The organism is Candidatus Didemnitutus sp. (assembly GCA_019634575.1).
GTDB lineage: Bacteria > Verrucomicrobiota > Verrucomicrobiia > Opitutales > Opitutaceae > Didemnitutus.
Map to the genome: position 1 here is coordinate 800985 of JAHCAY010000002.1, position 26922 is coordinate 827906.

A 26922-nucleotide genomic window follows, 5' to 3' on the forward strand; every position below is an offset into this window, starting at 1 on the left:
TCAGCCTCCGATCGCCTCCGCCGGGTCAACCTTGAGGGCGGCGCGGATGGCCAGCACGCTGGCCAGAACACAGATCACCATCAACGCGACGAAACCCCAAGCCGTATCGCCCGGTTCGAGCAGGACGAATTTCGGGAAAATGGGCGCCCAGACGGTGGCGGCAATCTTGCCTACCACGAAGCCGATCACACCGAGCCCCACGGCCTGTTGCATGATCATCCCGGCGATGGTGCGGTTCTTGGTGCCGATCAGCTTCAGCACGGCGATCTCACGGATTTTGCCCAGGGTCAGGGTGTAGATGATGAAGGCGACGATGGCCGCGCTGACGATGGCAAGAATCACCAGAAACATGCCGATCTGCTTGGCCGAGGTGGCGATCAACTTGCGAACCAAGAGGTCCTCCATCTGCGCGCGGGTGTAAACCTGCAGCCGTTTCCAGCGGCGAATGGGCTCGGCCACTTCCTCCGCGGTGTGACCCGGCAGGATTTGCACCAGCACGGCGTTGACGGACGGATTGATGCTCTGGGACGCGATCACCGCGTCGAGCAACCCGGGCGTGCCCGGGCGGTTGAAAGCCGGATTGGCGGTGGTGCGCCGGCGTTGTTGAGCGATGGCATCGTTGTCCTTGAGGAACTGCGCCTCCTGCGCGTCCTTCAGCGGGATGAAGACCATCGGATCGCCATTAGATGAGACCATGCGCCTGGTCAGCCCGACTACGGTGTAAAGGTTTCGGCGAATCTGGATGCGTTCGCCGAGCCGGAACTTGGTGGCCACATCGGCGACGGCCTCGTAGTGTCCCCGAGTGATTTGTCGGCCAGCGACCAGATACCCGGGCTGGCCGGGTTCACCGGGATCGCCGGGCACGACCCCGACGACCATGGCGCGCACATCCGTTTCTCCCTGGCGCACCTGCATGGTGAGATAGGTGACGTTGGCCGCGCGCGCCACGCCGGGCATGCCCAGAATGCCGCGATAGGCATCGTCAGGCAGGCTGGACGGCTCGGCATACGGACCAAGCGTGTCCTTCTGCACCACCCACAGGTCCGCGCCGCTGTTGTCGAGCAGCGCCTTGGCGTCGTCCACCATGCCGCGGTAAACCCCCGCCATGGTCAGCGTCACGCCGATCAACAGGCCCAGCCCCACGCCGGTGAAGACGAACTTGCCCCACGAATGCAGAATGTCCCGTCCCGCGAGGCTGATCATGGCGATACTCCCGGCAGGCGCTCGACGATCTTCACGCGGGTGTGGGCGCCGAGCGAGCGCTGGCTATGGACCACCACGCGAGCGCCCGGCTCGAGTCCATCGAGAATCTGCGCCCGGCCCTCAAGGTCGATCGCGCCCAACTTGATCGGGGCAAACCGCAGCGAATGGCCATCGACGAGCCAGACGCCAAGTTGTCCCCCGACCCGCTGCACACTCGCATTGGGCACCACCGGAGCAGCCGGCAACGGGGGCAGCGCCACCGTGACCTCGACTAATTCACCGATCGGAGGCAACAACTCGGGCATCGCATTGAACACCACCTTGGCGAGGGTCTCCTCGGTCACTGTATCGGCGACCAGCTCAATCCGCAGCACCTGCCCGGCGAGGGAGTGGCCAGCTTGCGAGCGGAGCACGACCTCGGCCGGCAACCCGGCGCGCAGGCCAGCGGTGCGCAGTTGATCGAAGCGCACATTGATCCACAGGCTCGCCGGATCGATCACTTCCACGACCGGCTGTCCGGCAACCACCGTCGTGCCCGGGTCGGCGTTGCGCAGAGTCACCAGTCCGTCAGTCGGCGCGATCAGGCGTAGATTGGCCTTCTGCTGAATCAACACGTCGCGATCGGCGCGGACCCGCGCCAACTCCTGGCGTGCGACCTCCAGACTGGCCCGAGAGGTTGCAAGGCCGGCGTCGGCCACCTGCCGTTCCTGCGCCTTGGACTCGACCGTCTCTTCGCTGACCGAACGTGCCTGCAGGAGCTTCTCGTAGCGGCGCGCTTGCGTCTCGGCATAGCCTTGGCGCGCCGAAGCCTCCTGCCTCTGTGCCTCGGCGGCCAGCACCCCGGCTTCCGCCCGCTTGAGCGCGGCCTCCTGTGCGGCGATGCGGTCGTCGAAATCCACCGGATCCATCTCACCCAGCAATTGCCCGGCCCGAACCCTGTCTCCCACCTGGACGTTCACCCGCTTGACTCGCCCGGCGATCGTCGGGCCGATCTTATACGTGTATCGCGCCTCGACCGTGCCGATGCCGAACAGAGCGGGCGTGATGGAGCGACTTTCGGCTGTGGTCACCGTCACCGGAACGGGCGCCAGCGGCCCCGAGCGCAGCGCGACATAGATGAACAAAGCCAGAAGCGGGAGGAGAAAACTAGTTAGCGCCAGGGTGCGACGATTCATGGGGAGACGTCTCATAGCGCCCTCCTGACGCCTCGGGAAAAGATGGCAAAGGCCCCGGGAGCGGAAGTGCGGATAAACTGCACATTCCCCGCCAGCAACGACTGCATGACCAATCCCTGGATCGACCCAATGAACAAGGTGGCGGCGGCGGCCGGATCAATCTCCGCCGCCAGTTCGCCCTGCGCCTTACCTTGCTCAATGACGGCGTGGAGGCGTGCGCCGTATTGGGTGACCAACGTTCGCGCCATACGCTTGGCCGACGTGTCCTCTGCCCGCTGCAATTCGCCGAACATCATGCGCGGCACACCCGGGTGCTTCGCCACGAAATCGATGTGGGCCATGAACATGGCCTCCAAGGCCGCGAGGGGCGATGCGGCCGCCTGCGCCGCCTTGTCGATTCGGGCCAGAAGGCGCTCGGCGACCCACTCCATCACCGCCTGCCAGATGGCGTCTTTGGTGGGGAAGTGCCGGAAGAGCGCGCCTTGGGTCAGGTTCATGCGATGGGCAATCGCGCTCGTGGTGATATCACCCGGGTTCTGTTCGGCGGCCAGCTCGACCACCGTCGCCGTAATGACGGACCGACGCTGATCTGCGGGAAGGTGTTTGCGTTGGGTTGGCATTCGAGGATCTTTAAGTAAGCAACTAATTACTATCTTTGTATTGCTCGCAAGATTTTTCTCTATGGCGCCGCGCATGGCTCATACGCGCCATCCTTGGGATACCGCGCGGGAGCAACTGCCAGTGGCGAAGGCCATTGCCGAAGTCACGAACCGCGCGCCCCGCTTCACGGCGCTCCGCTCTGGAGAAAATCACGCAGGGCATTTCCACCATGGCCAAGCTCGTCATCCGTAGCGCGGCGGACCCGGAGCTGGTCCGATTCAGCGTCATCCTCACCGGGCGGACGCACGCCCTGAAGCTTCACATCGGCCCGGGCGACACCGCGGCCCCGGTTTTCACCCTCATGCTTCCCTATGAGGACTGAACGAAGGGGCTTCGGCCCTTTTTTGCGCCTTCGTAAACTCACGCACTGGCGCGCTCCGTCGGTGCGACTTTCGCCGCGCCTGCGGCCGCCTGGAGACTGCGCTGGAATCCGGGATAATGAATGCGCTGTGCCGACACCCAGATATACCCATTCTGAAGCGCATACAACATGAGCTGCCCTTTATGGTGCAGTTTCAGTTTCGCCATGATCGCCTTCCGGTGAGTGTTCACGGTGTAGGGCGAAAGCCTGAGCCGTTCCGCCGCCTGATGATCATCGGAGCCGTCGCCGATGACCGAGAGCACCATTTGCTCTTTCTCGGTGAGCGCATCGAGCGTGATGTTCTTGGGGCGTTTCAGATTCGGTAGCATCGTCGGACTCACGTAGAGCCGGCGTTGGATCACCTGTTGCAGCGCGGTCGGCAGATTCTCCATGCCCTCCGCGTGTCCGTCGTAAAGCCCATCGTAGCGGATGCTCCGCAGCAGATCGAAGGTGCGGGCTTCCTTGCGCGAGGTGAGCACGAGGATCGGCAACGCCGTTTCGATGAACGGCTCAAGGTGCTCCAAGCCGTCCATGTCATCGATCTTCACGCCGGTGATAAAAAGATCCGGCACCTGCGCCTGAATGGAATCGAGGGCGTCGAACCCGAGTTGAAATACACGCACATCCGCATTCCGCCAGAGGTCTTTGATGTGGCGGCTGATCAGCTCACCGTAAAGTTTATCGCCCTTCAGAACCACGATGCGTGGCGTGGCGGTTTTGGGCAGCATGGCTATGAGGCGGCAGGGTTCAGGTGCAGTTTCATTCCATCCGAATGCGGCAGCAGACGGCCTGAGCCGTCGCCCCCGCGCAGTAATTCGCGAGCGAGCGCGTTCCGAACCAGAAGCTCGGCGGCATCACGCATCGGCCTGGCCCCAAGCCGCTCGTGATACCCGCGACTAACGACAATTCCTTGCACAGATGGTTCCGGGGAAACCCGATAACCCAGCCCGGCCAACGTCCGACACTCCTTTTCCACCAGTCCGGCGGCGATGGCGCACTGCGCCTCGTAGTCGAGTCTGTTGAACACCACGGTCAGCGTGATGCGGGCAAAGATTTCCGGCCGCAGTTCCCGCTGGGCATCCTGCCGCACGAGGCGCTCCATCGTCTCATATTTCGACTTCCGAAGCGTCATGATCCGCTGCGCCCCAATATTGCTCGTGAGCACCACATACCACGCCGAGAAATCCAGCACACGGTTCCGGCCCGTCGTCAGCCGGGCGGCATCGAGCAATTGGAGCAGGACGTCCAAGACGCGCGGATGAGCCTTTTCGATTTCATCGAAGAGCAGTGTGCCGGAGCCAGCACACGCATCGAATCCCTCTGCGATCCGGCCTGGTTCGTCCGCCGTCCCGAGCAAAAGTCCGAGACGATCTGCCGTCTGGTATTCAGACATGTCGAGACGGACGACGCGATCCGGGCCAAGCAGATCTTCCGTGAAGCGCAGCGTCAGCTCCGTCTTGCCGACGCCGGTCGGGCCGAGAAACAGGAAGCTCGCTTTTGGCCGGCCGGGCACGGTGAGGCCAAGCTCACCGTGTTGCAGCCGCTCGGCGACCAAATCGATGGCAACATCCTGTCCCGTGAGCACCGCCTTGAGGCGATCCGGCAAGGTCCGGAGTTTTTCGAGGTGTTCGGCGGCGATGCTCATGACGCGCCCTCACCATTTCGCTTCCGTTGGGACCGAGGCATTCGCCGCCACCGGTTCCGACGCGGCAGGCGGCACCCCGGAGCGCAAGCGGCTGCGGTCAGCCTCCAGTTGCTCGCGGAGCTTCGCCGCTTCCGTGCTCTGGCGCACCAGTTGCGCATACTGAGCCTGCATCCGACGCTCGGTTTCGGACATCGAGGACTGCATCGCACGCAGCTCCGCCGTGATGGCCTTTTGCGTGGCAAGTTCCGCCGCGAGTTCGGCGTCACCGGAAAGCGGAACATGACTCGCCGGGGCATAGGCCGTGCGCGGCACGGTTCCCATGTCTTCAATGGCGTTCGCCGGGACGATGGTGCGGCGATAAACGGCGTGCGCTTCATGGCGAATCGAAGGGTTCGCCACCTCGCGATAACCGCGCACATCGTAACGCGTCTCGACCGCTTTGGTGGGAACGACGGCAGCTACGGGCGTGACCGGGGGCGGCTGGATCGCGACCGGTTGCTTTGTCGCGCAACCGGCGAGGAGAACCGCGGGAAGAATATACCAGAGGGTTCGCATAGTTATCCTTGTGATGGGTGTTGAGAAGCTGGCCGAGGCGCCACGGGTTCAGGCGGCGCGGGTTGAGGGGATCTCACCCCCGCCACGCTCGCCTTCTGCGGATCGACCGACTCGAGAACGTAAACGTAGAATTCCTTACCGGCCGCCACGCGGACGAAGTAGCCGCTTTCCTCAATGTCCTTGAGCGTGCGCTTCGCGTAGAGATCGAACACGTCGCCCACACCTTCGCGCACACCGTTGGAGACCGAGCCCGTGATGGTCGTTCCCAGGGCGGTCTGTGTCCGGTCCTGCGTGCCACGCGCGAAACCGCTGAGCGCGGCGGACGCCAGCAGCTTCAATTCCTGCAAGTCATCCGTCGCCATCAGACGGCCTTTGATGCCGCCTGAACCATCGGTGATTCCGTAGCCGTCAATGTCGTGCTCGTATTCGCGATCCAATGCCACGCCGTTGAACGCCAGCTCACGGCCATCCTGCCAGACGAAACGCCAGGTGCCCGATGCGTTCACGCGGTCGCGCAGCCGACCCGCGCGCGCCGTGCCATGCACGAGCGTGTTGGCCGGAATGACCTTCTTGCCGTTCTGCCAAACGTCTTCTAGCAGCACCGCGATGACCGGCGTCTCCAGATTCGCGCTGTCGATCGTGTTCACGAGTTTGCACTTCAAGAGCGTGCCGAACGGCATGAACTTCTCTGGCGGTGGCGGAACCGCGCGCTCCGACCGAACCGGCGGCGCTTCATACGAGGCAAGCAATGAAGCGTAGCGAACCTTGCGCGGTTTTGGCTCAGCGGCCGGCGTCGCCGTGTGCGGTTTCTGGCCCGCCGCGCCCGTGGCCACCGGTGCCGCAGGACGGAATGGCACAATACCGCCGGCGGTGGTGGGCTCGCCTGCCTGGGCGACCACCTGCGCACGCGCTTGCTGTGGCAGCCCGCTTTCGAGGCCTTGATCCAACGGCACCCGCACCTGACCGAGTTCGACCTTCTTCGTGCTCTGCGCGGCGAGCTTCGCCGCCTCGCGCTCCTGCGCTTGCTGGCGTCCGTAAATCGCCAGACCGGAAAACAGCACGACGACGAACACGATAAACAACCCGAACTTGCTCTTGAAGAAATTGCCGATGTTGCGCGGGTTCATGACTTCGGTGCCTCCGTTGCTGCCGGTGCCGTGGGCTCTGTTGTCGCGACGGCCTCACGTCGCGAGGTGTTGACCAGAATGGTGAACGCATTGTCCGCGCTGAGATCGTTGCGCGTGCCGTCCGGCATGCCGACGACGGCGAACTCCGCATCGGCGCTCTCGCCTGGAGCGAGGCTGCGCGGGCCGTTGGCGATGGACTGCTCGAATTTCTCGTTGGCGACCCGGGCCGCCAACGTGCTCGGGGCAAGATCGAGGGTTCGGTCCGTGGTATTCTTCAGCCGCAGCAAGAAGACCACCGCGTCCTCCTTGGAGAAGCGATAGACCTCCTGCACGGTCACCTCCACGTCGGGCAATTCGATCTTTCGATTCTGCGCCCGGAGCGTGACGCCCTCGACTGCCTTCGGCAGCGACTTCGCCAACACGGGATAGGCCCGCGCCCGATCCAGCAGGCTGAGTCCGATGCGGGGCGAAAACTTCACCGGCTCCGGCGGAGTCTCGACGCGGACCGCCGCCACCTGCGCCGCAGGCTGGAAAATCACGCTCGCGGTTGAATCTGCCGCGACCGTGCGGAGGTTGAGCACGTAGGCCGAGCCATCGTAGATCGCGGTCAGTCTCGCGGCGGCGTCCGGCTGGAGACTGCGGACGAGGATGAAGTTCGATCCCGGGGCATGGGAGACATGGAAACGCAGGGGCGTCCCTTCCTCCACCTCCACCGATTGCTTACCACCCTCGATCAACATGTCAGCTCCCGCCACGGCGGTGATAGGACCGGGGAACATGACGGTGGTGACCTCGCGGGACACCGCCAGGTCCACCGCCTGCTTCGGATCAAGCGGGGCCTCGCGAATCGTTTGCGCCGCGAGCGCCGAGGCCAAGACGATGAAGAGTGAGAGGGATTTTAGCATGGCGCGTCCTCACGTCTTGATGGGCTCCACTTGGAACGCGGCGACCGCGGTCGGAAACCGCCCGTTGCGGGTGAGGTCCGGGTTGACCAGGAACTTGAATTTCACCCGGTAGCGAAGCACCTCCGTGATCGGTGCCCCCTGATAGGAACCGACGCGGATCAGTTGGACGTCGGCTGACGTGTAGAAGGAATTGTCGCGCGTGTTCAAAATCTCCGGCACGCCGACCTCCACTTTTTGATGAAGCGATTTGGCTTCGAACTCAGACTTGGTCCGGTTGAGAGAAGCTTGTGCGGTCTGTGCCGCTTCGCGAAGGAAGAGTTGCTTGAACAATTCTGGATTGTCCAAGCCTGCCGGGTTGCGTTCGAACAGCGCCTTGCACGCAAGCTTCGTCTGCATCGCGTGCAGGTCTTTCGCTTCCTGAATGTCCACCACCGGCGACACGTAGTAGGTGCCGAGGCTGTCGATCATCACGACCTCGCGCTTGCGGGTCAGTTGCTCGACCAGTTGATGACGGTCCCACACCGCCCAGACCCACGCCAGGACGGCGACGAGGAACCAGATCAACGACTGACGACGCTGCCGGTCAAAAATGGCCAGCAGCGATGATTTCGGCTTCCCGAACTGCGGCGCGGTCCCGGAGGCACGCGGGGAAGCTTCAACGTTTGCTACCATTTGAGTTGCCCTCCGTTTTTGTTGGCTTCCTCGGCCGCGAGCGTTTCGAATCTTCAGCGTCGTCCTGACGCATCACTTCAAGCGCCGCACGAGCGATATCCTCTTCAGCTCGATCCAAGCGTTCAGTGGCGCGAGCTAAGTCGCGAATCGCTTTGGGATACTCCTTATGGCCTTTGAATAGAGGGTTCATATATCGATTGCTGCTTGGTTTGGGTTGTCGTCGTGCGGCTGCTTGTCGAATCCACTGCGACTGGTGCTGCGTGTTCTTGCGTGTTGCTGAAATTCCGAGGCCAACGACTCAGCGGCCTTAGCTCGACGCGATTGAGCCGCAGCCATCTCTTGAGTCGCAGAAACCTGGCTGCGCAGGAGACGCCCTGAATACAAGCCCGCCAGCCCACCAACTACAGTGCCGGTTGTGCGAGCTGCGCCACCACCACGCGCGGCTGACTCTGCTCCACCTGCCATCGCCGCCGTAGCCGCAGCAGCAGTGACACCGGCGGCACCGATTCCTCCTGTCGCTGCGGCAACACCTGCCCCGACACCGCCGGCAAAGGCCGATTGAAAGACGCCTCCAATCGAGCGGCCGAACTCTGCCGCTGGGTTTGCACCCATCAGTAAAACCTTCGTCGTAACGTATGGCGCTAGAACCGAGCTTACCAGCATCCAAGAACCAATGAGCAATACGGTAAGTGCCGGGGCAGCAATCGGAGCACCAGTTATGAATATTGGGACCAAACTCGCGGTGGCCGCTGCATCGAGCATCGCTTTCGTCACCACAGCAGCGAGCACCCATCCGAACGGCCAACACACCAGCGCGATAAGCCCAGTGATGTATTTCTGTGCCACGCCGGACATCGACCTGAGCATGTAGAGCGAGAGGAAGATCGGGCTGAGCGCCCACCCGGCTGTGAGTAGAATGCCACCTACGAGTTTCACCACATATTGAACACCCCATGACAACCAACCGAACAACCACAGCAACGCGTAGCAGATCGCGGTTCCAATCGATTTCGTGCCCCAGATGATATCCCACATGCTCGCGTCGGGCTCCGTCGCAGCCTTGCCAGCGATGAATTGCACGAACTGCTCGTCCACAGAGGTTGGATCAACCCCGAACATATCGCCGAACGCGCTAACAACATCGTTCAAACGCATCAGCCACTCTCGGATGCAGAGTGTGGCAATCCCAATCATGAGCACTTTCGCCAAGAGCCAGATATAGGTATCAGCTCCAGGTCGGCTCCGCAGAGCATGAAACGCTAAGCCCGCCGCAACGATCACGCTTCCGATATAGGCGCATCCACCCCAGAGTGAGGATAGTCCCTCAAAGTATGTCGGAGGCAGAATTGTCCCTGAAGGCGCGGGCATAGCAGTATCTCCTATTTCTTCGGCGTTTTTTCAGATGCAGGCGGCGCTTCAGGATACTCGACCTTCTTGAGATATTCTGGATTCTTGAATGCCTTCGGGAGTGCATTCATTTCCTTGCGGGCAGCCTCGGCGCGTGCCTTGGCCTCAGCCTCTTCACGGGCGCGCCGGGCTTCCGCCTCACGATCCACGCATCCGCTAGCGACCAACACCGCCATCAGCAAAACTCCGGTGATCGTAGGTGCTTTCATAGGACCGTTTTGACCGATTTTTTCCGAGGGTGTTCGGAGTTAGGGTGTGAAACGTTTTTCAAACACATACCGGAGCATGGACTCGTATTGCGGCTTAAAGGTGGTCGATAGCTTCCGGGCCTCCTGCTGGGCCAGCCGACGCCGAGCCTCGGCATCGGCTTCGGTCTGGGCGTTGGTCATGGCCGTGGCCTCGGCCGCCTTGACCTGCACCTGGGCCGCACTCAGGGCGACCTCGGCATCGACCGCCGTGAGCTGGCCATATTGAGCGTTCAGCACCGCCTCCAACTTCTTTTGCTCCGCCTCCGTTTCAGCCGCCCTGAGGGCTTCGCTCGTTTGGGCGATGGCCCGCTTCAAGTCCTCACGGCGCGTGTAAACGTCGCTCTGCACGGCCTTGAATTCATCCACCGTGACGGCCATGTCGTGAGACTCTTTGTAAACGGCCGGGTCCCTTTCGACCACGGCACCATCGAAATCGCGGAAGTCCGCCCGGACTTCGCGGAAGATGCCGCCCCGCGTATCGCCGAACAACCCCCGGCCATCGACGCGGGCGATGCCCTGCGCCCAGGTCTTGACCTGCGTCGGAAGATTCAGGTCGGCGCGAAATTGCGCGAAGCCGACGATGTCTTTCACGTTGGCCATGTCGCCCATGCGCTTGAGCTGGGTTTCGAACTGCTGAATCTGACGAACTTGATTGGTGATCTGCGTGGCCTGATTCGCCAACTGATCCACCATCGCGGCGTAATTCACGGCGCTTTGCTGGAGGTTCGCGGCATCAATCACCGCCCATTGCGCGTGGCCTGAACTAGCGCCCATCGTCAGCACCGAAGCCAAAAGGAGCGTCGTTTTCATGAACCGGTTTCCTCCTTCGGCATAACCACACGAATGACTCTTTTGGTCGGCTCGCGCCGCACGCCATCGCGATCCGTTTGGGGCACGTCGATTTCGTAATAGGTCTCCTCGTAGCCGTCATCGAGCGACGGGCGCTGGTTATCCCGGGCGATCCAGTATTGCTGTTTCACGGCGTTCGACTGGCCTTTTTCGTAGCCGGCTAGATACGCCTCCCGCTGGGCCTTGTTATTAAAGTAGTTGATGGTTTCGCCGACCACGAAGCCCGCCGCGGCACCGACGGCGGCGTTCTTGGCTTTGCCGTCGCCCTCCCGAGCGCCGATGTAAGCCCCGCCCGCGGTTGTGGCGGCGGTCGTGGCAAAGTTGCGCGTGCGCCCGGCCGAGTCGGCGCTTGCGGTAGCGCAGCCCGGCATGAAGAGGACAACCATCACCATGAACAGCAGGCCGACCAGATACGGCTGCGAGAACGAGAGACTGTCCAGGAATCGTTGCATGGGTAGTCTTGGGTTGAGGATCAGGATTCGTTGATCGTGAGTTTGAGTTCGTGACGTTGCGCGTGGCCCTGACGCTGGCCCTCGCGCGCACACAGCCGGTCAATGGCGTGAGCGATGAAAACGCCCGCCTCCAACCGCCCTTCGAGAAATTCAACAACGTCCGCCTTCGTCCGCAGGCGGTCGGAAGGCGGGAGCAGATGGGTTTCGAGGACCGCCTCGACTTCGGCGACCTCACGCTCGTCCAACGGATCGCGACCGTCCCGTTCCTCAATGCGCTCCGTGTAGGGCGCGAGGCGTTCGAACAAGCGGTCTTCCTCGACCATCTCATATCCCGCGTGAAGCAGATCGAACCCGGAGCGGCTGGCCATGACCTCGGTTGGCTCACCGGACCGCACCATGGTCGCAGTTTCTCCCATTGCCGTCTCCCGCTCCACGAGCCGGAAGATCAGAGCCCCATCTTCAAAGGCGGCCTCGATGTGCCGGTGACGGTTCACGCGCTGAGATTCCGAACCCGGCGAGCCGGTCTCGGGTTTGCGGGTGACCTGCACATCGGGAAGCTGCACCAACACGCGCGGCAACGGCACGACCTCGCCCGCGGTGCCACGATGCTCGTCCCGATAGCTGCGGCCGAGCACCACCATGCGCTGCGCTTCGCGTTGGATCTCCTCGTTGGTTTTCATGGCTTCAGGCGTTGGCGATGATGGCGTCCACCACGTTGCCGTTTCCGCGTAGCGCCTTTTCGCGCTGATCGAAATGCGCGCCCGAGCTCGACGCGCAGTAGAGCATCTCGCGCGAGGCGACGTTGCGCATGGTCACGATCAACGGACGGCGTTCGTCCGTGTGGTAGTAGGTGAACTGCGAATACTTCGTCCCGACCAGCTTCTCCGGTTCGGGGTGACTCATGACGGCATCCTTCGCCGCATCCGGAATCGGGAAGTCGCGGCTCAGATCCTCGATGTCGGAACGGTCGCTCTGGCGGAGCAGGAACAGGATGCGGCTGTTGCCCAGGACCGCGCCACGGATGTCGGACGCTTTGAACTGCTCGTAATTCTGCACGGTCGCGACGTTCCAGACGTTGTATTTGCGGAGCTGCTGATAGGACTCGCGCAGCACTTTCTTGCCGGAAGGCACGAGCGAGAAACGCGCGACTTCCTCAAAGATGTTCCGCTTCCGCAGCGCGCGTGGCAGCCGCATCATGTGCGACCGGGTATAGTTCGCGATCAGGAAAGCCGCCGCCGCTTTGAGTTCCTCTGCAGACTCCGGGATGTAGCCCAGTTCGAAGTGGGCGATCTTGCCCGTGAGCGACACATTCGAAACGCCATCGAAGAGTTCGCCGTAGCTGCCACCCGACGACCACGGCTCCAGGAGCGTGGCGAGGTAGCGCATTTCCTCGGCGTGCGGCCCGGCGGCCTCGGCGGAAAGCAGTTCCTGCAACTGGCCATGTTGCGGCATCTCGGCCGGGGTGAGCCGAGCGAACACGAGGTCCCGGATTTGCTGCCCACCTGCACCGTCCTTCGAGAAACGGACCACGTCGCCTTCGTCGGCTGAAGCCGCAAAGGCGGACGCTTCATCTCCCCGACGTTGCTCCCATTCGGCGAACTCGAGGAACGCATCGAGCCCGGTCGCTTGCGGCCCCATCCGGGTCCGGCGATACAAGTCGAGGGTGTAGGCCCGCCGCGCCATGGCCGACGTTTCCTCGGGACGACGATTGAAATACCACCGCGCGAAGTCCTCGTAGAGGCGGCCGATGGCGTTCGCCAGGAGCGCCTGCCGGAGCTTGTTGCGGTCTTCGTCTTTTGACTGACCGACCATGAGCATCGGGAGCGCCGCCGCCGCGCTGAGGTGCAACCCGGACAGCGGCAGGCCCCGCGTGTCGAGGTAGTTCATGGTCAGCTTGCCGTTCGCTTGGACGATGATCGGCTCCGCCGCCGGATCGACCGTCTTGGCGTAGGTGGTATAGGACTCACCTTCCTCCACGATCATCGTGTAGGCGTAGAACGGTTCCGTCTGTGTCAGAATATCAATGACGTTGACGCTCTTGCCGGAACCCGTGGTCCCGATGACGACCGCATTTTGCGGCGTCTGGTTGTTGCCCTCGCCGACAAACGTCCGTCCTCCGACAAGGTTGCCGTTGGGTCCTTCGAAAATGAACTCTGCCTGATCGAGGTGCCCCACCGGGGTTGATGAGAACGGCAGGATGTTCGCGACGAGCGCGTCATCGTAGTCATGCCAGAGCGAATCGTAGCGACTGAACGACCAGCCGGGCCAGGTGCAGTAAAAGAAATTTCGCGCGGAGGGTTCGAGGGCGGGCTCATAAGCCTGCGCCCGCTCCATGCTGCCGACCGCGGCCTTGAGCGCGGTGAGCTTCGCCCGAAGGTCTTCCCGATTCCGATCCCACGCCCGGATGATATACTGGATGCGGTAGGGCGAGCTGTCGCCGTTGCTATAGCGGGCGATCTTCGCGACCTTCGTCCGCATCGCCGCGAGGAGCTTCACCTTCTTCAGGCTCTCATAGTCGCCTTCGACGCGGTTCAGCTCCTTCTGCTCTTTCTCGATCAGCTCGTCCACATCGACCGACTCGACGTTGACGGTGATGGCGTAGTCCCGGAAGCCGAGCTTCGTCAGGAGGTAGGCGAGGCTTGGGCGGGTCCGTTTCGGCAGCGACTTGAGCACCAGCATCCCGTGGTAACAGCCATCGAGATAAAAACCGGTGTCGGGCTTCTCCAGCGGGCGGCCTTCGCCGAGCCAGCAGTTTTCCTGAATGGATTTCTGGGGATCGAAGAACTCCAGCGGATCGGTGATCTTCTGCTCCGGCAGCGACGGATTGAGAAACTCCAGGTAGTGTAAGAAGTGATCGGCATCGGTCATCGGCCGCACCTGACCGCCGCTTCCCCCAAAGAGCGCCTGCAGGAACTGCCCGATTTGGTTGAACTGCTCGGCATAGGTGCCAAGCAGCGCCTCCCGCGTGAGTCGGCCGGCGTTCTTGCCGAGCACCGCCGCATCGACCGGCGTCGTGAAATACAGGCGGAGACGCTCCCGCCGGAGTGCGCCAGACTCGACCATGCGCCAGTAACGCACGAACCGCTCGTTGCGCTGGCGCTTGCTCCATTCATTGGTCGCGAGCGTGGCCGTGTCTTCCCGGTAGCGCTGGAGCGGCTTACGGAAGTCGGAATCGTTCGTCCACTGCACCTGCATCCGCCAACCGGGTTTCAGCACCGACAGCAGCGCGACCAGGTCGGACTCGAATGCGTTGTGATGGACAGGATCAGCATGTTCCAAGTCGGGGGCGATGATTTCAAACCCACGCGCGATGAAACCGCCGCGATGGAGGCCTTCGAAGACAATCATGTCTTCGCCAAAGTAGCCGTCTGCGGGTTCGGTTCTCATGCGACTTCCTCCCCACGTTCTGCCAACGCTTCTTCCAGCATGTCCTCCGTGACTGTGAGTTGCTCCTGCAACCGATCATAGTCGGCGCGTGCCACCACGGGTTGCTCACGCTTCTTCTGTTCGGCGTCTTTGTGGCCGGTCATCTCCCCAACCGGGTGAGCGTTCGCGCCGGAATGACGGGCCATTCCAAGACCCGCTCGGTGCGAGCGCACCGCCGGCTCGTGCCCGTCCACCTCAGGGGCCAGCGGCGACCCAGCGGCGGCGAAGGGATTCGCCGGCCGCCGGGAGCGCGGGCCGAATTGGAAGGAGAGCAAGCCCGACTCGACCAACGCGGATTCGAAGAAGTCGGTATCGTAGTGCTCCGGCTTGTTGTTTTTCAGCGTGAACACATACGTAACCGACAGCGCGCAGAGCACGACGCCCACCAGCAGGCACAACAGCAGCGACACCCCAAAGATCCCCCAGAGGAAGATCACCATCAGGATCGTCGCGCCCCCGGAGCCCAGCAGATACCAGCCAGAATTCCCGGTCATGCCGAGGAACTCTCCGGAGGACTGTGCGCCCTGATTGGCGTCGTGCTCGTTGAGATGCGTCGAGTGCATGGGACGCGGGACTGGTTTCGATCAGGGCGAGAAGGTGCCGACGTTGGAGGCTTCGATCCCCATGTTGCTCCACATCGTCCGCACGATGGCGAAAGCGAGCCCGCTCACCATGGCGCCAGCGAAGGCCCATTTCGCGATGGACTGCCTGCCCATCATCATGGCGACACCGGCTGCCACGATGCCGACCGCGGCGAAGGTCCCGCTCAGATACATGATGATCGCGTTGCCCGCCTCCGTAGCGGTGCGCAGATCGACCGCTTGCGCGTGGGCGAGCGTTGGCCAAGCCAGCATGGCCCCGAACCACACCGCCAGTTTCTGCCATGAGCTGACCGGCGTATGCGGCCGGCTTTCCGAATACAGGTGCAGCGCCCTCATCATCATCGCCACACCGAGGCTGAACGCCACATAGGGCGTCAGGTGGACCAAGGTTGTCATGTTGCTCTCCGTTTTTGATGCCGGCGCTTGTGGGGGCCGAATCCCGCCCGGTGTTTCTCCGCCTGTGAACAGCGGAGAAACCGGGCTGGCTTCCAAAAGGACCAAGCCGGATTTCGCCGCAAGGAACCGGCCCTACCGAAAAAAGGGTAGGACTACTTCAGGAACAAATGTCCTGGCGCATAGCGCGTTGTATAAAGTGTCTTCCTGACGCCGCGAGAAGCCCCAGAGAGTGCTCTGCATCGGCGATGCCTTCACGATCGCCACTCTGGCAAGCACATCAGCTGCGCAGGCTGCCTGTGATCGCTATTTGTTGATATTGAGTCATCGGCAAGGCCCGACGAAAATTCGGAATGCCATTCACGCCCCCGAAACCCTCGTCAAAGATCCCCGTAGCTGAGAAAGAACAAGTGCTTAGAGCCTACATCGAATACTATAGGCAGGCCGCCAAGAACGCCCCGGAATCGCTCCGGGTTAAACTGAAGCGGTCCCACCTTCAACCGTTCCTCGACGAGATCGGCGAGCATCTGGCTCGGCTCGCGGGTGAGATTGGCGGGAAGAACGTTCCTGAATCTCATCACGGCAAGGCGGTCCGAAAGTTCCTTCAGGACAATCCGATTCCGGGCGATATGGGTAAGTATCTGACATTGGAGCTTCGGGCCTACGCGCTTCTGGTGCATGGACTGCATCAATGGGCCGTGGGGCAGAGCCTTACGGCGGATCGATGGGTAATTAGCGGCAATGCGCGAGATACCTTACGCGCATGCACAGATCGGTGCGTGGTGACCGATGAACCGTTTGGTGACAATTTGATCGAACTTCACCATCCTGGTCGCGATGGACGCCCACCAATCCCAGTGAGCGAGAAAGGACACAAGATCGCAGACGACGTGTTCGATCCACAAGATGAGAAAGGAAAGATGCTGGTCGCGGTCAGAAGACGCCTCCGATTCGGCTGGCGCGTAATCTGGCAAGGATGCTTGGTCGAGCTTGGTGAGACTGTCGATCTGAGCGGCTATAAGAATCCGAAGGGACGGAGGTCGGCTGTCGCAACGCGGGCCCGTCGCTTCTCCAAAGAGTCATCGATGGCTATTGAAGAAATCCGAAAATGGATCGAGGAAAACGACCTCGTTCCGGCGGTCGGTGATTGAGTCATTACCGCTCCACTTCGAATCCGCGCTCCTTAAGCGGCGTCTTCCTTCCCGATTTACCCTGTGTCCAGTTCGAGCTGCACCGGTGGTCTCTTCCCGAAGGGATTCGCCGGGGGCTTCGTAAACCGAATCTCGACGGCGAACGTATCCGCTTCGTGCTCACGATCCGCTTGCAGCTCCGGTTGCGCGCGCACGCGCACCAAGGTGTGTTCCTCAATCGCCAAGAACAGGGGCGCGAGGTTGTGGCCGCGCACGATCACCAGCCAATCGCCGATCTCGATCTTGATCGTGTCCGGTTCCGCGTAGTCCCACCGCGCCTCGACATAGTGCATCCAGGGCAGATTCCGGCGCTGATCCTTGCCATCGTCGAACGTGACGTGGCTCGGGTTCGCGCCCGCATCGAAATACAGCTTCGGTTTTCTGAGCGGAGCGCGTTCCATCACGCCTTCCTCCCTTCACTCTGAGACGTCGCGAGCCCGCGCAGCTTCCTGACGGTGCTGTGCCAGGCTTCCCGCACGCCCGCCCGCAGGCCGCGTGTGGCTCTCGGGGCAAGTCGCTCATCGAGCGTGATCCGCTGCCGGGCCATGAACTCCGTGGCCAGTTCCCGGCCCGGATCGGGCCGAGCCAACCGGCTTAGGATTTCCGCCTTGTTGGAAAGATAGATGGCATGAGCGCCCCGATAGCGGGTGTTGCCGACGTAGAATTGGCGGCGCGCCAGCGCCCGCACGGCTACTTCACCCAACACCAGCAACGACTCCTCCGACGTGCTGCCCTGCGAGCGATAGGACGTGAGCGCGTGACCGTAGGTCCACGCGGCAAACGTGCGAGGCAGCTCACGTCCGTCGGTGAACACGATGCGATCCGCCGCCGGATCGACCTTCGCGACCTCCTTAAAATCGCCGTTCGCGAAGCCCGCGTCGTCTTCCCGCCCGCGAATCAAGAGCCGGTCGCCCACGGACACGGCGAGCGATTGCGCCCGGCCCACTTCGAACGCCGCCCGTTGCTTGCGGGTGATCTTCGCTTCGCGGCCCTTGGGACCGCGCACCCGCAGACCATCGGGCAGGACGGCGATGACCTCAGTCGCGACGCCTCGCTTGAAGAAGCGCGTATCCCTCGCGAACAGCAGCCGGTCGCCGGGGCGGTATTGGTCCCAATGGCTCTTCTGCTCCTCCGTCCACGTGAGCGGTTTCACGGCCTCGCGCGTGACCTCGGCTTCGCCCAGCAGGCCCGCCTGTCGGAGCGCGGGCCGCACCTGCGCATTGAAGCGCTCGATTTCCTCCCAGAACGGAATCACCACGAGCGTTTCGATCCCACGCATCCGATTGCTCACGTAATGCTCCGCCGCCTGGGCAAACATGGCGCTATCGTCCGCCGCCTCACGGATCAAGCCGCGCCGGTCGGCAAAGCCGAAGGCCTCGGCGACGGCTCCGGTGGCGAGAAGGCGGCTGAAGCGCCGGTCCGCCTCGTTGCGCTGGCGCAGGACTTCAGCGAGCCGCACAACCGGCGTCCCGGAATGCCGGATGACGTTTCTGAGCGCGTCACCTCGCTGCACGCTGTAATGCTGCTTCGTGTCACCCACGAGCAGCAGCCGCGCACGGACGTCGGTCGCAATCCGCGTGACCTGATCCAATTGCTGCGTCGAAAGGAGCCCGGCTTCGTCGATCAGCACGACCCGGCCCGCCGCCTGCGCCTGCATCATTTCGCTGACGAGGAAGCGTTGCACCGTGTCCGCCTGTTCCAGGCCACTGGCCAGCATGGCATCCCGCGCCCGGGTGGTCGGGGCGAGCGGGAGGAACCGAGTGCCGCCGGCGCCGAGGTGCGCGCGTTCGATGGCGGTCAACACGGTCGTCTTGCCCGTGCCGGCGTCGCCGATCAGGACGCTCAGAAAGTCCCGGCTTTCGAGCAGCGCGGTCGCGGCCGAACGCTGGCCGGCGGTCAGTTCTGGCGGAAGCTGCGTCGGATCGCCCAATGGGAAGCGTTGGTTGCGGCCGACGCGCACGCGCTGCACCGCCGCGTCCTCTTCGCGTCGGATTGGCCGCAGGCTCATCTCGCCGTCCTTACGAATCGCATCCGGGTGGACTTCGAGCGCCTCGCGCAGCTCGCGCCAGCGGTAGAAATCCGGATGCAGTTCGAGCGCGGCGTTCAGCACCTCACCTTCGCGGACGACACTGCTGCGCTCGTAAACATGTCGCAGCGCCGCTTCGAGGACCGACCGCGCGTTACCATGCGAGAACTGCATGCGCGGTGCTTGTTGGCGTGCGGCGCGGACAAGACCGTCGAGCGCGTGTGCTTCGTCGGCGTTCAACTCCGCGCGTTGCTTCGCTCGCACGGCCGGGGTGGAGATTTCGGTGAGTTTATCCTCGCGCGATTCGCGGACGAGAATCTCGACCTCCCGCTTCGTCGGCTTGCGCCCCTTGTTCGCCGCGAATTCCTCCGCCAGGCGCTGCACCTGCCGGGTGCGCTTCGAGAAGCGCTCGCGCAGGTGCTCGACCCCGCGCACGGCGAAGCCCTTCGAATTCATTTCATACGGCTCGTAGCCCAGCGACCGTAGCCGCGAGGCCAACTCGCGATACATGACCTGCCGCAGATACGCCGAGGCGCGCAGCATCTCGACCGGTTGCAGCGCGAGCCATTCGTTGCGCGCGGCGTCCCACGTCGCATTCGCGAGCACCGCATGCCCGTGCAACTGCGGATCGAGGTCGCGACTCGCGTCATGGAAAAACAGCGCGCCGACAAAATTTCCCGTGAGGCGAAAGGCTTCCGTTCCGGCCGCTTCGCCGCGACGCTCACGCACCGCCGCGAAGCACTCCATTTCGGCGAGCGCCGTTTTCACGGATTCCACGAACGCTTCGCGGACTCGCTCATCGCCGCCGACCATCGCCAGCACACTGACGTCCTTAGGTGCGGAGAGTTGCACATCGAAGAACGCGACTCGATTGGCCTGATCCCGGGCGGTGAGCGCTTCGCCGGTCCCCGGGTGCCGATTCTGCCGCAAGGCCTCGAATGGCTTGTCGGTCACCAGTCCTGTCAGCCCGAGCGCCCGGGCACCTTCGCCAATCCATTCGCCACGCACCTCTTTTTCGCCTTCCGACCAGTAATCGTTTTTCCGCAGGTGATGCGAAAGGTAGGTGGCTCCGTTCCGAATGACTCCCACGGTGATCATGCCATCATCACGCCCGAACACGTCTCCCACCTCAACGGAGCGCCCCTCCCGATTCCGGGGTAGCGGGCCTACCGGTCGCACGGTAGTCCTCCGGTTCGTGGGCGGACATCAGCGGCTACGATGAGCCGGGAAGGTCGGCGAAAATCCCCCGCGCTTGTTTGGCCACAGACGCAATACCCTAACGAGTTCGTTGGGTTCGGACCGTCGAGCCTCCAAGGATCGGCCAAACGCGCGCGGGCCCGGCCGAACTACCCTTTTTTCGGTAGGGTCGCCGCCTCGCGGATTCGGCGAAAGCGCGCTTCGTTTTCCGCACGATCGGTGATGAAAACGCTCCCGGCACCTCACGTTTTGATGCGCCAATGGCTGCACGATCCGCAGGCCATCACGGTAGCTGCGTTCGCGGTTTCCGCCCTGTTTCTGGTCATCGCGGGATGGCTGATTCAGCGAAATCTCCGCCACAACGAGCCGGGGTTGCGCCTCCCGCTGGCGCTCCCTTTTGCCCTCGCGATCTCTGCCTCCGGTCTGTTCGGGGCGATCCGGTTGCCCTCACCTTGGGGATACGGTGTCGGGGCCGTCCTGTGCGCGCTGGCGGGCGGATTATTCTACTATGCGGACCATCGCCGCTACGTGCGCGACCCCGCTGGCAAGGTGGTGGCGGACCGGTGGCAAATCGTGTTGGCGTTCGCCGGATTCAGATGGACGCGGGACAAGGCCAACCGGCACTTCTTCTTCTCCGGTGACACCGGTTCCGGCAAAACCTCCGGCATGAACGGCCTGCTCGCCGACCTGATGCGGCGCAATCCCACGCTCGGCGGCGTGGTCATGGCGAACAAGGGCGACGAGTGGTTTTACCTCGAATGGCTCGCGAAGAAGTATGGCCGCGAGCACGACATCATCCGCCTGCGTCCGCGGTTGGTCGGCGAGCCAGGCAAGGCAATCCACCGTCTGAACGTCACGGGAGACGCCCGACTGCCGTTCACGACCCGCGCGCGGATTTTGGTCGATACGGCCGCCGCCTTGAATCCGAAAGATGAAAAAGGCTTCTTCAAAGTGAAGGGCGCCGCCCACATCGGGCGGGCCTTTGAATTGCTCGCCGACATCGGCCGGCCAACGACCGCGACCAACGCCTACGACCTGCTGACCTCGGAAAGGGAGCTGAAGGCGGCGCTGGAAAAGCTCACGGAACTGGAGCCGACCGAGCGCCGTATTCGCCTCGCCGAGACCTTGGAGCAGACCTACCTGAAGCATGAGGCGAAGGAGCAGCGGGCTGGCGAGATCGGCACCTCCCAGAACTACCTCGAATACCTCGGCACGGCCGAAATCGCTGAAATTTTCAGCTCCAACGAGCCCGACACCTGCACCATGGCCGACGTCGATAAGGGCAAAATCTTCTGCATCGACGTGCCCCAGGACTACACCACGGAGCGGCAGTATGTGTTCACCGTCATTAAGCTTCTCCTCTACCGGCACGCTCTCCGGCGCTACGCACTACCCCCTTGGGAGAAGTATGCGCTGAACCAGCTCGTCTATGTGGGCGACGAGTTCCAGAACGCCATCACCGCCAGCCACGACGGCACCAGCGACTTCAACGTCATCGACCGGCTCCGCGATTGCATGCTCATGCTGGTCGTGTCCGCGCAGGCCTTCGAGTCGTTGATTCCGCCTCAAACCAAGGAACAAGCCGAGGTTCTGGCCCTCAATCTTAAGAACCTCGTGATGTATCGGGCCGCGTCCGAGGCCGACGCTCTCCGGTGTGCGAACGCGCTGGGTAAACACTGGGTTGAGCGTGCCACCCGGACCGTGCATTTGGACCATACGGCCCACACGTATCAGCGGGTGGAGGAGTATCGGATCAAGCCGCACGAGTTCCGGAGCCTGCCCGACCACACCGCTGTTGTGCGTCACTGCACGAATGGCTTCAAAAAAGTCTCCCTCCGGCCGTCCTAATCGCCTATACTACACCTTCGTTCGATGAACCCCCAAAAGAGCCCTGAAATCACCGTCCAAACCCTGCTCGCCCTCCGCAAGGAAGAGGACGCAGTCCGGCTGATCACCGAGCGCCTCCGGGTGAAGGAAATGGGCCCCGCCGACCATATCCGCACGAAACACGAGGTGAAAGCGTTCGTGGAGTCGGGTGATACCGCTGCCGCTGAAAAGCTACTACTCTCAGGAAGGGAGAGGGTGGCCTTGAACCAAGCGATGTCGGAAAAGATCGCGATTACCCAATCGCAAAAACAGCGGCTTTGAGCCCTCAAATATCGAGGGCAGGCAAACTCCTAACGATCCTTAGCGTCTCCATACTCACGGTGACGATCCGCTGGAAAAGTTCCAGGGGGTAGCGCGCGTTGTTGGCCGTTTCAATTGCCCAAAGGTTGGCGTCGTTAACGAGCCCACTATCTTTGTCTTTGGATACAGATTGTCGATCCATGACCCACTCGAGCGCAGGTTTACCATTCACGACATACTCATAGGCTTCAATCGGGATTCCCTGGATTGTTATGCGCTCGTTGTAGATGACTATGGATTTATCAGCCACCGCCTTGCCGGCGGAGTCCTTGCTCTTACCAAACCTCATCTTCGTGACCCTAAAGTCTGCAGGCGATAATTCGCTCAACTTAGCGCTGCCAGTGTCTAGGCTTAAGTCAGAATAGAGCGGGACGGATTCATATCGCCGGTGCTTTTTGCGCTGGGGTTAGCTCCCACCTCATTGCGGACCTATCGACCAGTCGCGGACTCAATTTTGCAGGTAAAGGATTCTAACCCAAAAAAAGAAATCAACGTAATCATGAAACCGGAAAATAAACTCGTCACAATCATCGTCGAGGGCACTCCGCACGAGTGGCCCAAGGACGAAGAAATCTCCTATGAGCAGGTTGTCACCTTGGAGGTGCCCGACTACGCTCAGCATCCTGACATCAACTATTCGGTAAAATATAAACGCGGTCACGGCAACAAACCCGAAGGCGTCTTGGTCAAGGGCGAGTCCGTGAAGGTCAAAGAGGGGATGGTATTCAGTGTTTCAGAAACTGGTCAGTCGTAACCAGGACCTCCGGCGTCTCTACGAAAAGGGATACGCCATTGGTTTTGACACGAACAACTGCCTGATCGTCCGGGACGTGTTCTACCTCAATGGCACCCTCGCTTTGCGGCGAGGGGCGATTGTCGCCAAACTCGTATTCGTGGATAAAGAAGCCGTCCGTCAGGATGACCACCAGGTCTACTTTGCCGGTGAAATGCCGCACGGTTTGGATGGGAAACCAATCCCGAACTTCGGTGGCGGACCATGTCAGATCCACCTGTCGGCGGAAAACGCGGATGTCGTTGTCCAGCGATCATTTTCTAACAAGCCGAAGAAAACGGGCGCTTACGCGGATTTCTTCGAGAAGATAGAAAGTTACGTGGATCAGATCGCCGGGCCGGCGATGGCCAAGTTTGGCCGCGATGCCTCGCCCCTGACCCACAAGGCAAATACCGGACTGCCTCCGGACCCTATTTTCAAGTTTCCCGATACCCTGTCTTCGCGCGCCGGCATCTCGGACCTGCGCGAGATTTTCAAAGATGAGGTTGTCGCCATCATCGGTGTTGGTGGCACAGGTGCTTATCTTCTGGACCTGCTGGTAAAGACTCCGGTCAAGGAGATCAGGTTCTTCGACCTCGACGACTTCCACGTTCACAATGCCTATCGGTCCCCCGGCAAGCTGGAAGAGCATGAACTTGGTAAGCCCAAAACCGAAGTCTATCTGAGTCGCTACGAGGGATTCAGGCATGGCCTCACGGCCCGGCAACTCCATGTCGGCTCCGATTCCGCCGCAGAGCTGGCTGGAGTCACCTTTGCGTTCGTCTCGGTAGACAAAGGGTCGTCGCGCTCGGCGATTTTCGATGTTTTGATCGCTGGTAAAATCCCATTCATCGACGTGGGCATGGGTCTTAAACGGAAAGGAGATCCGCTTAGCGGGATGCTGAGAGTGACATACTACCCGGTAGACCGGGCTGAGGAAGTCCGCGCGAAAGGGTATGCTGAGATGTCTGACCCGGCGGATAATCTCTACCGCACGAACATCCAGATCGGTGAACTGAATGCCCTGAACGCCTGCCTTGCTGTGGTAAAATACAAGGAAGTCCGCGGCTTTTACGGTAACAATGAGCCGATGGACAACTACCTCTTCGATGTTTCCGACATGAAGGTCGCCTCATGAAGTTTCGTCTTCAACGAGTCGAGTTCATGCCCAAGGAGATGCAGCCAGGCATACTCTACTACGCTGAGGAGTATGGAGCCGCGGCGCACCTATGCGCCTGCGGCTGTGGTTCGAAAATCCGCACCCCAATTGACGACGCAGAGTGGTCTCTTGAGGAAGGGTCCGGAGGGCCGTCACTTTACCCGTCCGTGGGCAATTGGCAGAAGCCCTGTCGCTCACACTACTTTATCAAAAACGGGGCGATCATATGGTGCGGCCAGTGGACGGAGGAGGAGGTCAAAATGGGCCGGCGTCTTGAGCATCAGCGACGCGTCGCTCATTTGGATCGCAAATCTCCGCGGAAGAAGCGCCGTCGCTTCTGGGATTGGATGCGCAGTCTGTTTCGCTGATGCATTTTCAGAAAGGGGATTTCACGTGAAACCGCTGACGTCGCCAAAATCATTGGCCGAGTAGATCGAAAATCTATAATTCCATGCTGTGCGCAAACCGCCAACGCGATGCGGTCAAGGTTGTCGCCGCTCACACTGTCAAGCAAGACGGGCCATTTATTTGTCCAGAATGCTGTAAAGACGTGATCCTGAAAAAATGCCGGCTGAAAGTGGATCACTTCGCGCATCGTCCACCAGTGACTTGCCAGTATGGCTCCAAGGAGACTGAACAGCACCGAGCCTGCAAGACCGCCATTTTCGATGCTTTGGCCAAGTGCTCGAACGTCACTAAACTGGAATTGGAGCGACATCTGAAAGAGGTTCGCCCCGATGTAAGTTGCTATATCAGCGGCGTGCCCGTGGCTATCGAGGTGCAGCTCAGCGCACTTTCCTATGAGGCGATTCTCCGCCGAACTGAACACTACGCCCGCAAGAAGATATACGTGCTATGGGTTGCCCAGTGGACTCCGTCGCTTGACACTTCAGAGCGCTACAGTCCTCGGGTGTGGGAGAAATGGTGCCATGCCGCATATTTCGGACGCGTCTACTATTGGACGGCAGGGAGCACCGTGGTGCCTTATCATTTCGATTCGTGCCTGCTGGATGTTCCTCTAAGCGAGTGGCACAATGAGAACGGTGATGAAATGAGCGCTGGAGGCTACACACGCTTTTCAAAGCGCTACCGCACACCCGCCAAGGGTCGCCCGCTGGATATTGCTCGGGATTTTGTGAAATGCGACCATGCAGGTTTTACTCGTGGGGTGATTGAAGTGCCCCAGTGCCGGATTTTTAAAGACCGTTACGGCAAATTCGACAATTTACGCATCAGACCCGCGGTTATCGAACCTGAAGTCGAAAGTGGCGCGGCACGAATACGCGGCGAAGATTTAGAGGAAGATGAATCCTGCCCTTGGTAAGGGTCAGCTCACAGGAATATCAAGAGTCGTAGTCGAAGTTGATGTGAACGCCTAAGAGTTTGTCCGCATCACTCTTGTCCGTCAACTGGAGGACCACTGCATCGCCAAAGATTTGGTTGAATTCCTCTGCACTGAGTTCTTCGCGCATGCTGTCCAACGCATCTTGATTTATCGTCGCGATATATTGTTCGCCATCCCGTTCGGCGGTAGCTTTCGCTTCCCTGAAAAGGATCGAGCGCTGACGGGGATCCATATTGGAATACAAAAGACTATCGTGGAAAAGAAACTGAACGTTGTGGTTCCACTTTGCCCTTAGCACGATCAGGACCGGCCAGCACTCCGGTGTCCGCTCCGACTGCGGCTCCGGCCATTCGTTGCGGGCGGAGACGGCTTGGCTCCGCGCTCACGGCCGCCTCTGGCGATTCGTCGTCCGAGCACGACCATTCGCCAGGATCGCTCCCGGTCGCAGGCTCTCCGGTCGCGACACCGGCGGCCTTGCCGCGCTCCCGCTGCCGCCGACTCCTTCCTCCACTCCCGGCCTGTCGCCTTCGCTCCGCTCCCACACCTGCGCGCCGTCCGGTCCCGCTCGACCCCCAAGGGTGACGCTCAGACGCCGCTGGGCTGCCGGTGCTCGCTCTCGTTGCACCGCTCGCGCATCCGTAGTGTGCGAAGCCTGTCCCCTGTGGGCTGCCTGATTGTAGCACCTGCGCCGGCTGGCGGTCGGCGGCGCGAGCGCCTTGTTCACCATGCCACCCATGAAAGGGTGCCCGTCATGGTTCACCCCTACGCTTCGCTCCGGGGCTCGCGCCTTCTCCGCGCTGCGCGCTCCGTCGCCCGTCCGCGCCTCAAGGTATTGCTCGCTGCGCTGCGCTCCACCTTGCGCGACGGTGCTGATCGTCGGCATCCCTCCGGGGCGGCCGATTTTCGGTTCGGCTCGGGTTGGGGTCCGCGTGGCGCGGCCCGCCACTATGCGCCCTCGTTGGGGCGCTTCAGAACAAGGAAAGTTATGAACTCGATTGAATCCGTTCCCGTTGCTCCCGCTCGCGTCTTTAAGGCGCTTTCGTCCGATGATCTCCGCCGCTGCGCTCCCTCGATCTTTGCCGAGCACGCCCGGCCGGGGGTGTCGTCCCGCTACACGTTCGTTTCCACCCAGCAGGTCGTTGCCCTGCTAGGTGCCGAGGGTTGGGAACCGGTGAAGGCGTCCGAGCAGCGGGTCAGGTTGGAGGACCGCATCGGTTTTCAGATGCACGAAATCCGCTTTGCCCGGCGGATTGACCTAGAGGCCGGGGCCTTTCAGGTCGGCAACACCCGCCCGGAAATGATCCTGCAGAACGCGCACGACGGCAGCCGGGCATACCGCATCGACGCGGGCCTGTATCGGTTGGTG

28 protein-coding genes and 1 pseudogene are annotated in these 26922 nt (G+C 61.6%); 8 read left to right on the forward strand and 21 right to left on the reverse strand.

The window, feature by feature from the left end; translation table 11 throughout:
* Genes KF715_18565 through KF715_18575 form a run of 3 tightly spaced genes read right to left on the reverse strand, consistent with a single transcriptional unit; the run spans position 1 to position 2998 of the window.
* A complete protein-coding gene (locus KF715_18565; protein ID MBX3738703.1) occupies positions 1–1203 on the reverse strand; it encodes an ABC transporter permease in 1203 nt (400 codons plus the stop codon).
* Positions 1200–2378 (reverse strand): efflux RND transporter periplasmic adaptor subunit, encoded by a 1179-nt coding sequence (locus tag KF715_18570; protein MBX3738704.1) that lies wholly within the window; start codon positions 2376–2378, stop codon positions 1200–1202. The genes KF715_18565 and KF715_18570 overlap by 4 nt, the downstream gene beginning before the upstream one ends.
* A gap of 11 nt (positions 2379–2389) precedes the next feature.
* Positions 2390–2998 (reverse strand): TetR/AcrR family transcriptional regulator, encoded by a 609-nt coding sequence (locus KF715_18575; GenBank protein ID MBX3738705.1) that lies wholly within the window; start codon positions 2996–2998, stop codon positions 2390–2392.
* A gap of 209 nt (positions 2999–3207) precedes the next feature.
* Between KF715_18575 and KF715_18580 the strand changes: the two genes are divergently transcribed.
* Positions 3208–3360: a hypothetical protein gene (locus tag KF715_18580; protein ID MBX3738706.1), complete on the forward strand. Its 153-nt coding sequence runs from the start codon at positions 3208–3210 to the stop codon at positions 3358–3360.
* 38 nt (positions 3361–3398) lie between these two features.
* Here KF715_18580 and KF715_18585 read toward each other — a convergent pair whose 3' ends face one another.
* The 14 genes from KF715_18585 to KF715_18650 form a co-directional block, all read right to left on the reverse strand.
* A complete protein-coding gene (locus KF715_18585) occupies positions 3399–4127 on the reverse strand; it encodes a response regulator transcription factor (protein MBX3738707.1) in 729 nt (242 codons plus the stop codon).
* 2 nt (positions 4128–4129) lie between these two features.
* Positions 4130–5044, reverse strand: coding sequence for an ATP-dependent Clp protease ATP-binding subunit (locus KF715_18590; GenBank protein MBX3738708.1), 915 nt, complete (start codon positions 5042–5044; stop codon positions 4130–4132).
* 9 nt (positions 5045–5053) lie between these two features.
* A complete protein-coding gene (locus KF715_18595; GenBank protein MBX3738709.1) occupies positions 5054–5599 on the reverse strand; it encodes a hypothetical protein in 546 nt (181 codons plus the stop codon).
* A gap of 2 nt (positions 5600–5601) precedes the next feature.
* Positions 5602–6726, reverse strand: coding sequence for a hypothetical protein (locus tag KF715_18600; GenBank protein ID MBX3738710.1), 1125 nt, complete (start codon positions 6724–6726; stop codon positions 5602–5604).
* Positions 6723–7631 (reverse strand): type-F conjugative transfer system secretin TraK, encoded by a 909-nt coding sequence (locus KF715_18605; GenBank protein ID MBX3738711.1) that lies wholly within the window; start codon positions 7629–7631, stop codon positions 6723–6725. Before KF715_18605 ends, KF715_18600 begins: the two co-directional genes overlap by 4 nt.
* A 9-nt stretch (positions 7632–7640) precedes the next feature.
* Positions 7641–8303 carry a hypothetical protein gene (locus KF715_18610; protein ID MBX3738712.1) on the reverse strand — a complete coding sequence of 221 codons (663 nt, stop codon included), beginning with the start codon at positions 8301–8303 and terminating at the stop codon, positions 7641–7643.
* 186 nt (positions 8304–8489) lie between these two features.
* Positions 8490–9671, reverse strand: a complete 1182-nt coding sequence (locus tag KF715_18615; GenBank protein MBX3738713.1) for a hypothetical protein — start codon at positions 9669–9671, stop codon at positions 8490–8492.
* A gap of 11 nt (positions 9672–9682) precedes the next feature.
* Positions 9683–9919, reverse strand: coding sequence for a hypothetical protein (locus KF715_18620; GenBank protein ID MBX3738714.1), 237 nt, complete (start codon positions 9917–9919; stop codon positions 9683–9685).
* A gap of 39 nt (positions 9920–9958) precedes the next feature.
* Complete coding sequence (locus KF715_18625; GenBank protein MBX3738715.1) at positions 9959–10768, reverse strand: hypothetical protein; 810 nt, start codon at positions 10766–10768, stop codon at positions 9959–9961.
* On the reverse strand, positions 10765–11259 hold the full coding sequence (locus KF715_18630) for a hypothetical protein (protein MBX3738716.1): 495 nt from the start codon (positions 11257–11259) through the stop codon (positions 10765–10767). Before KF715_18630 ends, KF715_18625 begins: the two co-directional genes overlap by 4 nt.
* A 20-nt stretch (positions 11260–11279) precedes the next feature.
* Entirely contained in the window at positions 11280–11939 is a 660-nt protein-coding gene (locus KF715_18635; GenBank protein MBX3738717.1) for a hypothetical protein, read from the reverse strand.
* A 4-nt stretch (positions 11940–11943) separates the two neighbouring features.
* Positions 11944–14646 (reverse strand): hypothetical protein, encoded by a 2703-nt coding sequence (locus tag KF715_18640; protein MBX3738718.1) that lies wholly within the window; start codon positions 14644–14646, stop codon positions 11944–11946.
* Entirely contained in the window at positions 14643–15248 is a 606-nt protein-coding gene (locus tag KF715_18645) for a DUF4133 domain-containing protein (protein ID MBX3738719.1), read from the reverse strand. Before KF715_18645 ends, KF715_18640 begins: the two co-directional genes overlap by 4 nt.
* Before the next feature lie 21 nt (positions 15249–15269).
* Positions 15270–15683: a hypothetical protein gene (locus KF715_18650; GenBank protein MBX3738720.1), complete on the reverse strand. Its 414-nt coding sequence runs from the start codon at positions 15681–15683 to the stop codon at positions 15270–15272.
* 350 nt (positions 15684–16033) lie between these two features.
* Between KF715_18650 and KF715_18655 the strand changes: the two genes are divergently transcribed.
* A complete protein-coding gene (locus tag KF715_18655; GenBank protein MBX3738721.1) occupies positions 16034–16831 on the forward strand; it encodes a hypothetical protein in 798 nt (265 codons plus the stop codon).
* 56 nt (positions 16832–16887) lie between these two features.
* Here KF715_18655 and KF715_18660 read toward each other — a convergent pair whose 3' ends face one another.
* Positions 16888–17271 (reverse strand): hypothetical protein, encoded by a 384-nt coding sequence (locus KF715_18660; protein MBX3738722.1) that lies wholly within the window; start codon positions 17269–17271, stop codon positions 16888–16890.
* Positions 17271–19994 (reverse strand): relaxase domain-containing protein, encoded by a 2724-nt coding sequence (locus KF715_18665; protein ID MBX3738723.1) that lies wholly within the window; start codon positions 19992–19994, stop codon positions 17271–17273. The genes KF715_18660 and KF715_18665 overlap by 1 nt, the downstream gene beginning before the upstream one ends.
* A gap of 321 nt (positions 19995–20315) precedes the next feature.
* Here KF715_18665 and KF715_18670 point away from each other — a divergent pair, with 321 nt between their 5' ends.
* Together KF715_18670 and KF715_18675 are read left to right on the forward strand one after the other, a co-directional pair.
* A complete protein-coding gene (locus tag KF715_18670; GenBank protein MBX3738724.1) occupies positions 20316–21941 on the forward strand; it encodes a hypothetical protein in 1626 nt (541 codons plus the stop codon).
* Positions 21942–21965: 24 nt separating this feature from the next.
* Positions 21966–22241 (forward strand): hypothetical protein, encoded by a 276-nt coding sequence (locus tag KF715_18675; protein ID MBX3738725.1) that lies wholly within the window; start codon positions 21966–21968, stop codon positions 22239–22241.
* A gap of 4 nt (positions 22242–22245) precedes the next feature.
* Here the strand turns inward: KF715_18675 and KF715_18680 are convergent.
* A pseudogene (locus KF715_18680) lies at positions 22246–22671 on the reverse strand (hypothetical protein).
* A gap of 108 nt (positions 22672–22779) precedes the next feature.
* Between KF715_18680 and KF715_18685 the strand changes: the two are divergent.
* The 3 genes from KF715_18685 (at position 22780) to KF715_18695 (ending at position 25535) form a co-directional block, all read left to right on the forward strand.
* Positions 22780–23034 (forward strand): multiubiquitin domain-containing protein, encoded by a 255-nt coding sequence (locus KF715_18685; GenBank protein MBX3738726.1) that lies wholly within the window; start codon positions 22780–22782, stop codon positions 23032–23034.
* Complete coding sequence (locus KF715_18690) at positions 23009–24190, forward strand: ThiF family adenylyltransferase (protein MBX3738727.1); 1182 nt, start codon at positions 23009–23011, stop codon at positions 24188–24190. Before KF715_18685 ends, KF715_18690 begins: the two co-directional genes overlap by 26 nt.
* 472 nt (positions 24191–24662) lie before the next feature.
* Positions 24663–25535 carry a hypothetical protein gene (locus KF715_18695; GenBank protein ID MBX3738728.1) on the forward strand — a complete coding sequence of 291 codons (873 nt, stop codon included), beginning with the start codon at positions 24663–24665 and terminating at the stop codon, positions 25533–25535.
* Positions 25536–25554: 19 nt separating this feature from the next.
* Here KF715_18695 and KF715_18700 read toward each other — a convergent pair whose 3' ends face one another.
* Positions 25555–25854, reverse strand: a complete 300-nt coding sequence (locus KF715_18700) for a DUF2326 domain-containing protein (GenBank protein ID MBX3738729.1) — start codon at positions 25852–25854, stop codon at positions 25555–25557.
* A gap of 687 nt (positions 25855–26541) precedes the next feature.
* On the opposite strand from KF715_18700, the gene KF715_18705 reads away from it, so the two are divergent.
* Positions 26542–26922 (forward strand): DUF932 domain-containing protein (locus KF715_18705; GenBank protein ID MBX3738730.1); only part of this gene is annotated, 381 nt, incomplete at its 3' end.

What these genes read in the sequence shown, in the direction of transcription:
- KF715_18645 (MBX3738719.1), bottom strand. Translation starts at nt 15,248, where the DNA reads ATGCACTCGACGCATCTCAACGAGCACGACGCCAATCAGGGCGCACAG.
- KF715_18650 (MBX3738720.1), bottom strand. Translation starts at nt 15,683, where the DNA reads ATGACAACCTTGGTCCACCTGACGCCCTATGTGGCGTTCAGCCTCGGT.
- KF715_18595 (MBX3738709.1), bottom strand. Translation starts at nt 5,599, where the DNA reads ATGCGAACCCTCTGGTATATTCTTCCCGCGGTTCTCCTCGCCGGTTGC.
- KF715_18620 (MBX3738714.1), bottom strand. Translation starts at nt 9,919, where the DNA reads ATGAAAGCACCTACGATCACCGGAGTTTTGCTGATGGCGGTGTTGGTC.
- KF715_18695 (MBX3738728.1), top strand. Translation starts at nt 24,663, where the DNA reads ATGCTGTGCGCAAACCGCCAACGCGATGCGGTCAAGGTTGTCGCCGCT.
- KF715_18610 (MBX3738712.1), bottom strand. Translation starts at nt 8,303, where the DNA reads ATGGTAGCAAACGTTGAAGCTTCCCCGCGTGCCTCCGGGACCGCGCCG.
- KF715_18575 (MBX3738705.1), bottom strand. Translation starts at nt 2,998, where the DNA reads ATGCCAACCCAACGCAAACACCTTCCCGCAGATCAGCGTCGGTCCGTC.
- KF715_18670 (MBX3738724.1), top strand. Translation starts at nt 20,316, where the DNA reads ATGAAAACGCTCCCGGCACCTCACGTTTTGATGCGCCAATGGCTGCAC.
- KF715_18585 (MBX3738707.1), bottom strand. Translation starts at nt 4,127, where the DNA reads ATGCTGCCCAAAACCGCCACGCCACGCATCGTGGTTCTGAAGGGCGAT.
- KF715_18600 (MBX3738710.1), bottom strand. Translation starts at nt 6,726, where the DNA reads ATGAACCCGCGCAACATCGGCAATTTCTTCAAGAGCAAGTTCGGGTTG.
- KF715_18625 (MBX3738715.1), bottom strand. Translation starts at nt 10,768, where the DNA reads ATGAAAACGACGCTCCTTTTGGCTTCGGTGCTGACGATGGGCGCTAGT.
- KF715_18615 (MBX3738713.1), bottom strand. Translation starts at nt 9,671, where the DNA reads ATGCCCGCGCCTTCAGGGACAATTCTGCCTCCGACATACTTTGAGGGA.
- KF715_18675 (MBX3738725.1), top strand. Translation starts at nt 21,966, where the DNA reads ATGAACCCCCAAAAGAGCCCTGAAATCACCGTCCAAACCCTGCTCGCC.
- KF715_18565 (MBX3738703.1), bottom strand. Translation starts at nt 1,203, where the DNA reads ATGATCAGCCTCGCGGGACGGGACATTCTGCATTCGTGGGGCAAGTTC.
- KF715_18570 (MBX3738704.1), bottom strand. Translation starts at nt 2,378, where the DNA reads ATGAATCGTCGCACCCTGGCGCTAACTAGTTTTCTCCTCCCGCTTCTG.
- KF715_18580 (MBX3738706.1), top strand. Translation starts at nt 3,208, where the DNA reads ATGGCCAAGCTCGTCATCCGTAGCGCGGCGGACCCGGAGCTGGTCCGA.
- KF715_18660 (MBX3738722.1), bottom strand. Translation starts at nt 17,271, where the DNA reads ATGGAACGCGCTCCGCTCAGAAAACCGAAGCTGTATTTCGATGCGGGC.
- KF715_18640 (MBX3738718.1), bottom strand. Translation starts at nt 14,646, where the DNA reads ATGAGAACCGAACCCGCAGACGGCTACTTTGGCGAAGACATGATTGTC.
- KF715_18605 (MBX3738711.1), bottom strand. Translation starts at nt 7,631, where the DNA reads ATGCTAAAATCCCTCTCACTCTTCATCGTCTTGGCCTCGGCGCTCGCG.
- KF715_18685 (MBX3738726.1), top strand. Translation starts at nt 22,780, where the DNA reads ATGAAACCGGAAAATAAACTCGTCACAATCATCGTCGAGGGCACTCCG.
- KF715_18630 (MBX3738716.1), bottom strand. Translation starts at nt 11,259, where the DNA reads ATGCAACGATTCCTGGACAGTCTCTCGTTCTCGCAGCCGTATCTGGTC.
- KF715_18635 (MBX3738717.1), bottom strand. Translation starts at nt 11,939, where the DNA reads ATGAAAACCAACGAGGAGATCCAACGCGAAGCGCAGCGCATGGTGGTG.
- KF715_18665 (MBX3738723.1), bottom strand. Translation starts at nt 19,994, where the DNA reads ATGATCACCGTGGGAGTCATTCGGAACGGAGCCACCTACCTTTCGCAT.
- KF715_18590 (MBX3738708.1), bottom strand. Translation starts at nt 5,044, where the DNA reads ATGAGCATCGCCGCCGAACACCTCGAAAAACTCCGGACCTTGCCGGAT.
- KF715_18655 (MBX3738721.1), top strand. Translation starts at nt 16,034, where the DNA reads ATGCCATTCACGCCCCCGAAACCCTCGTCAAAGATCCCCGTAGCTGAG.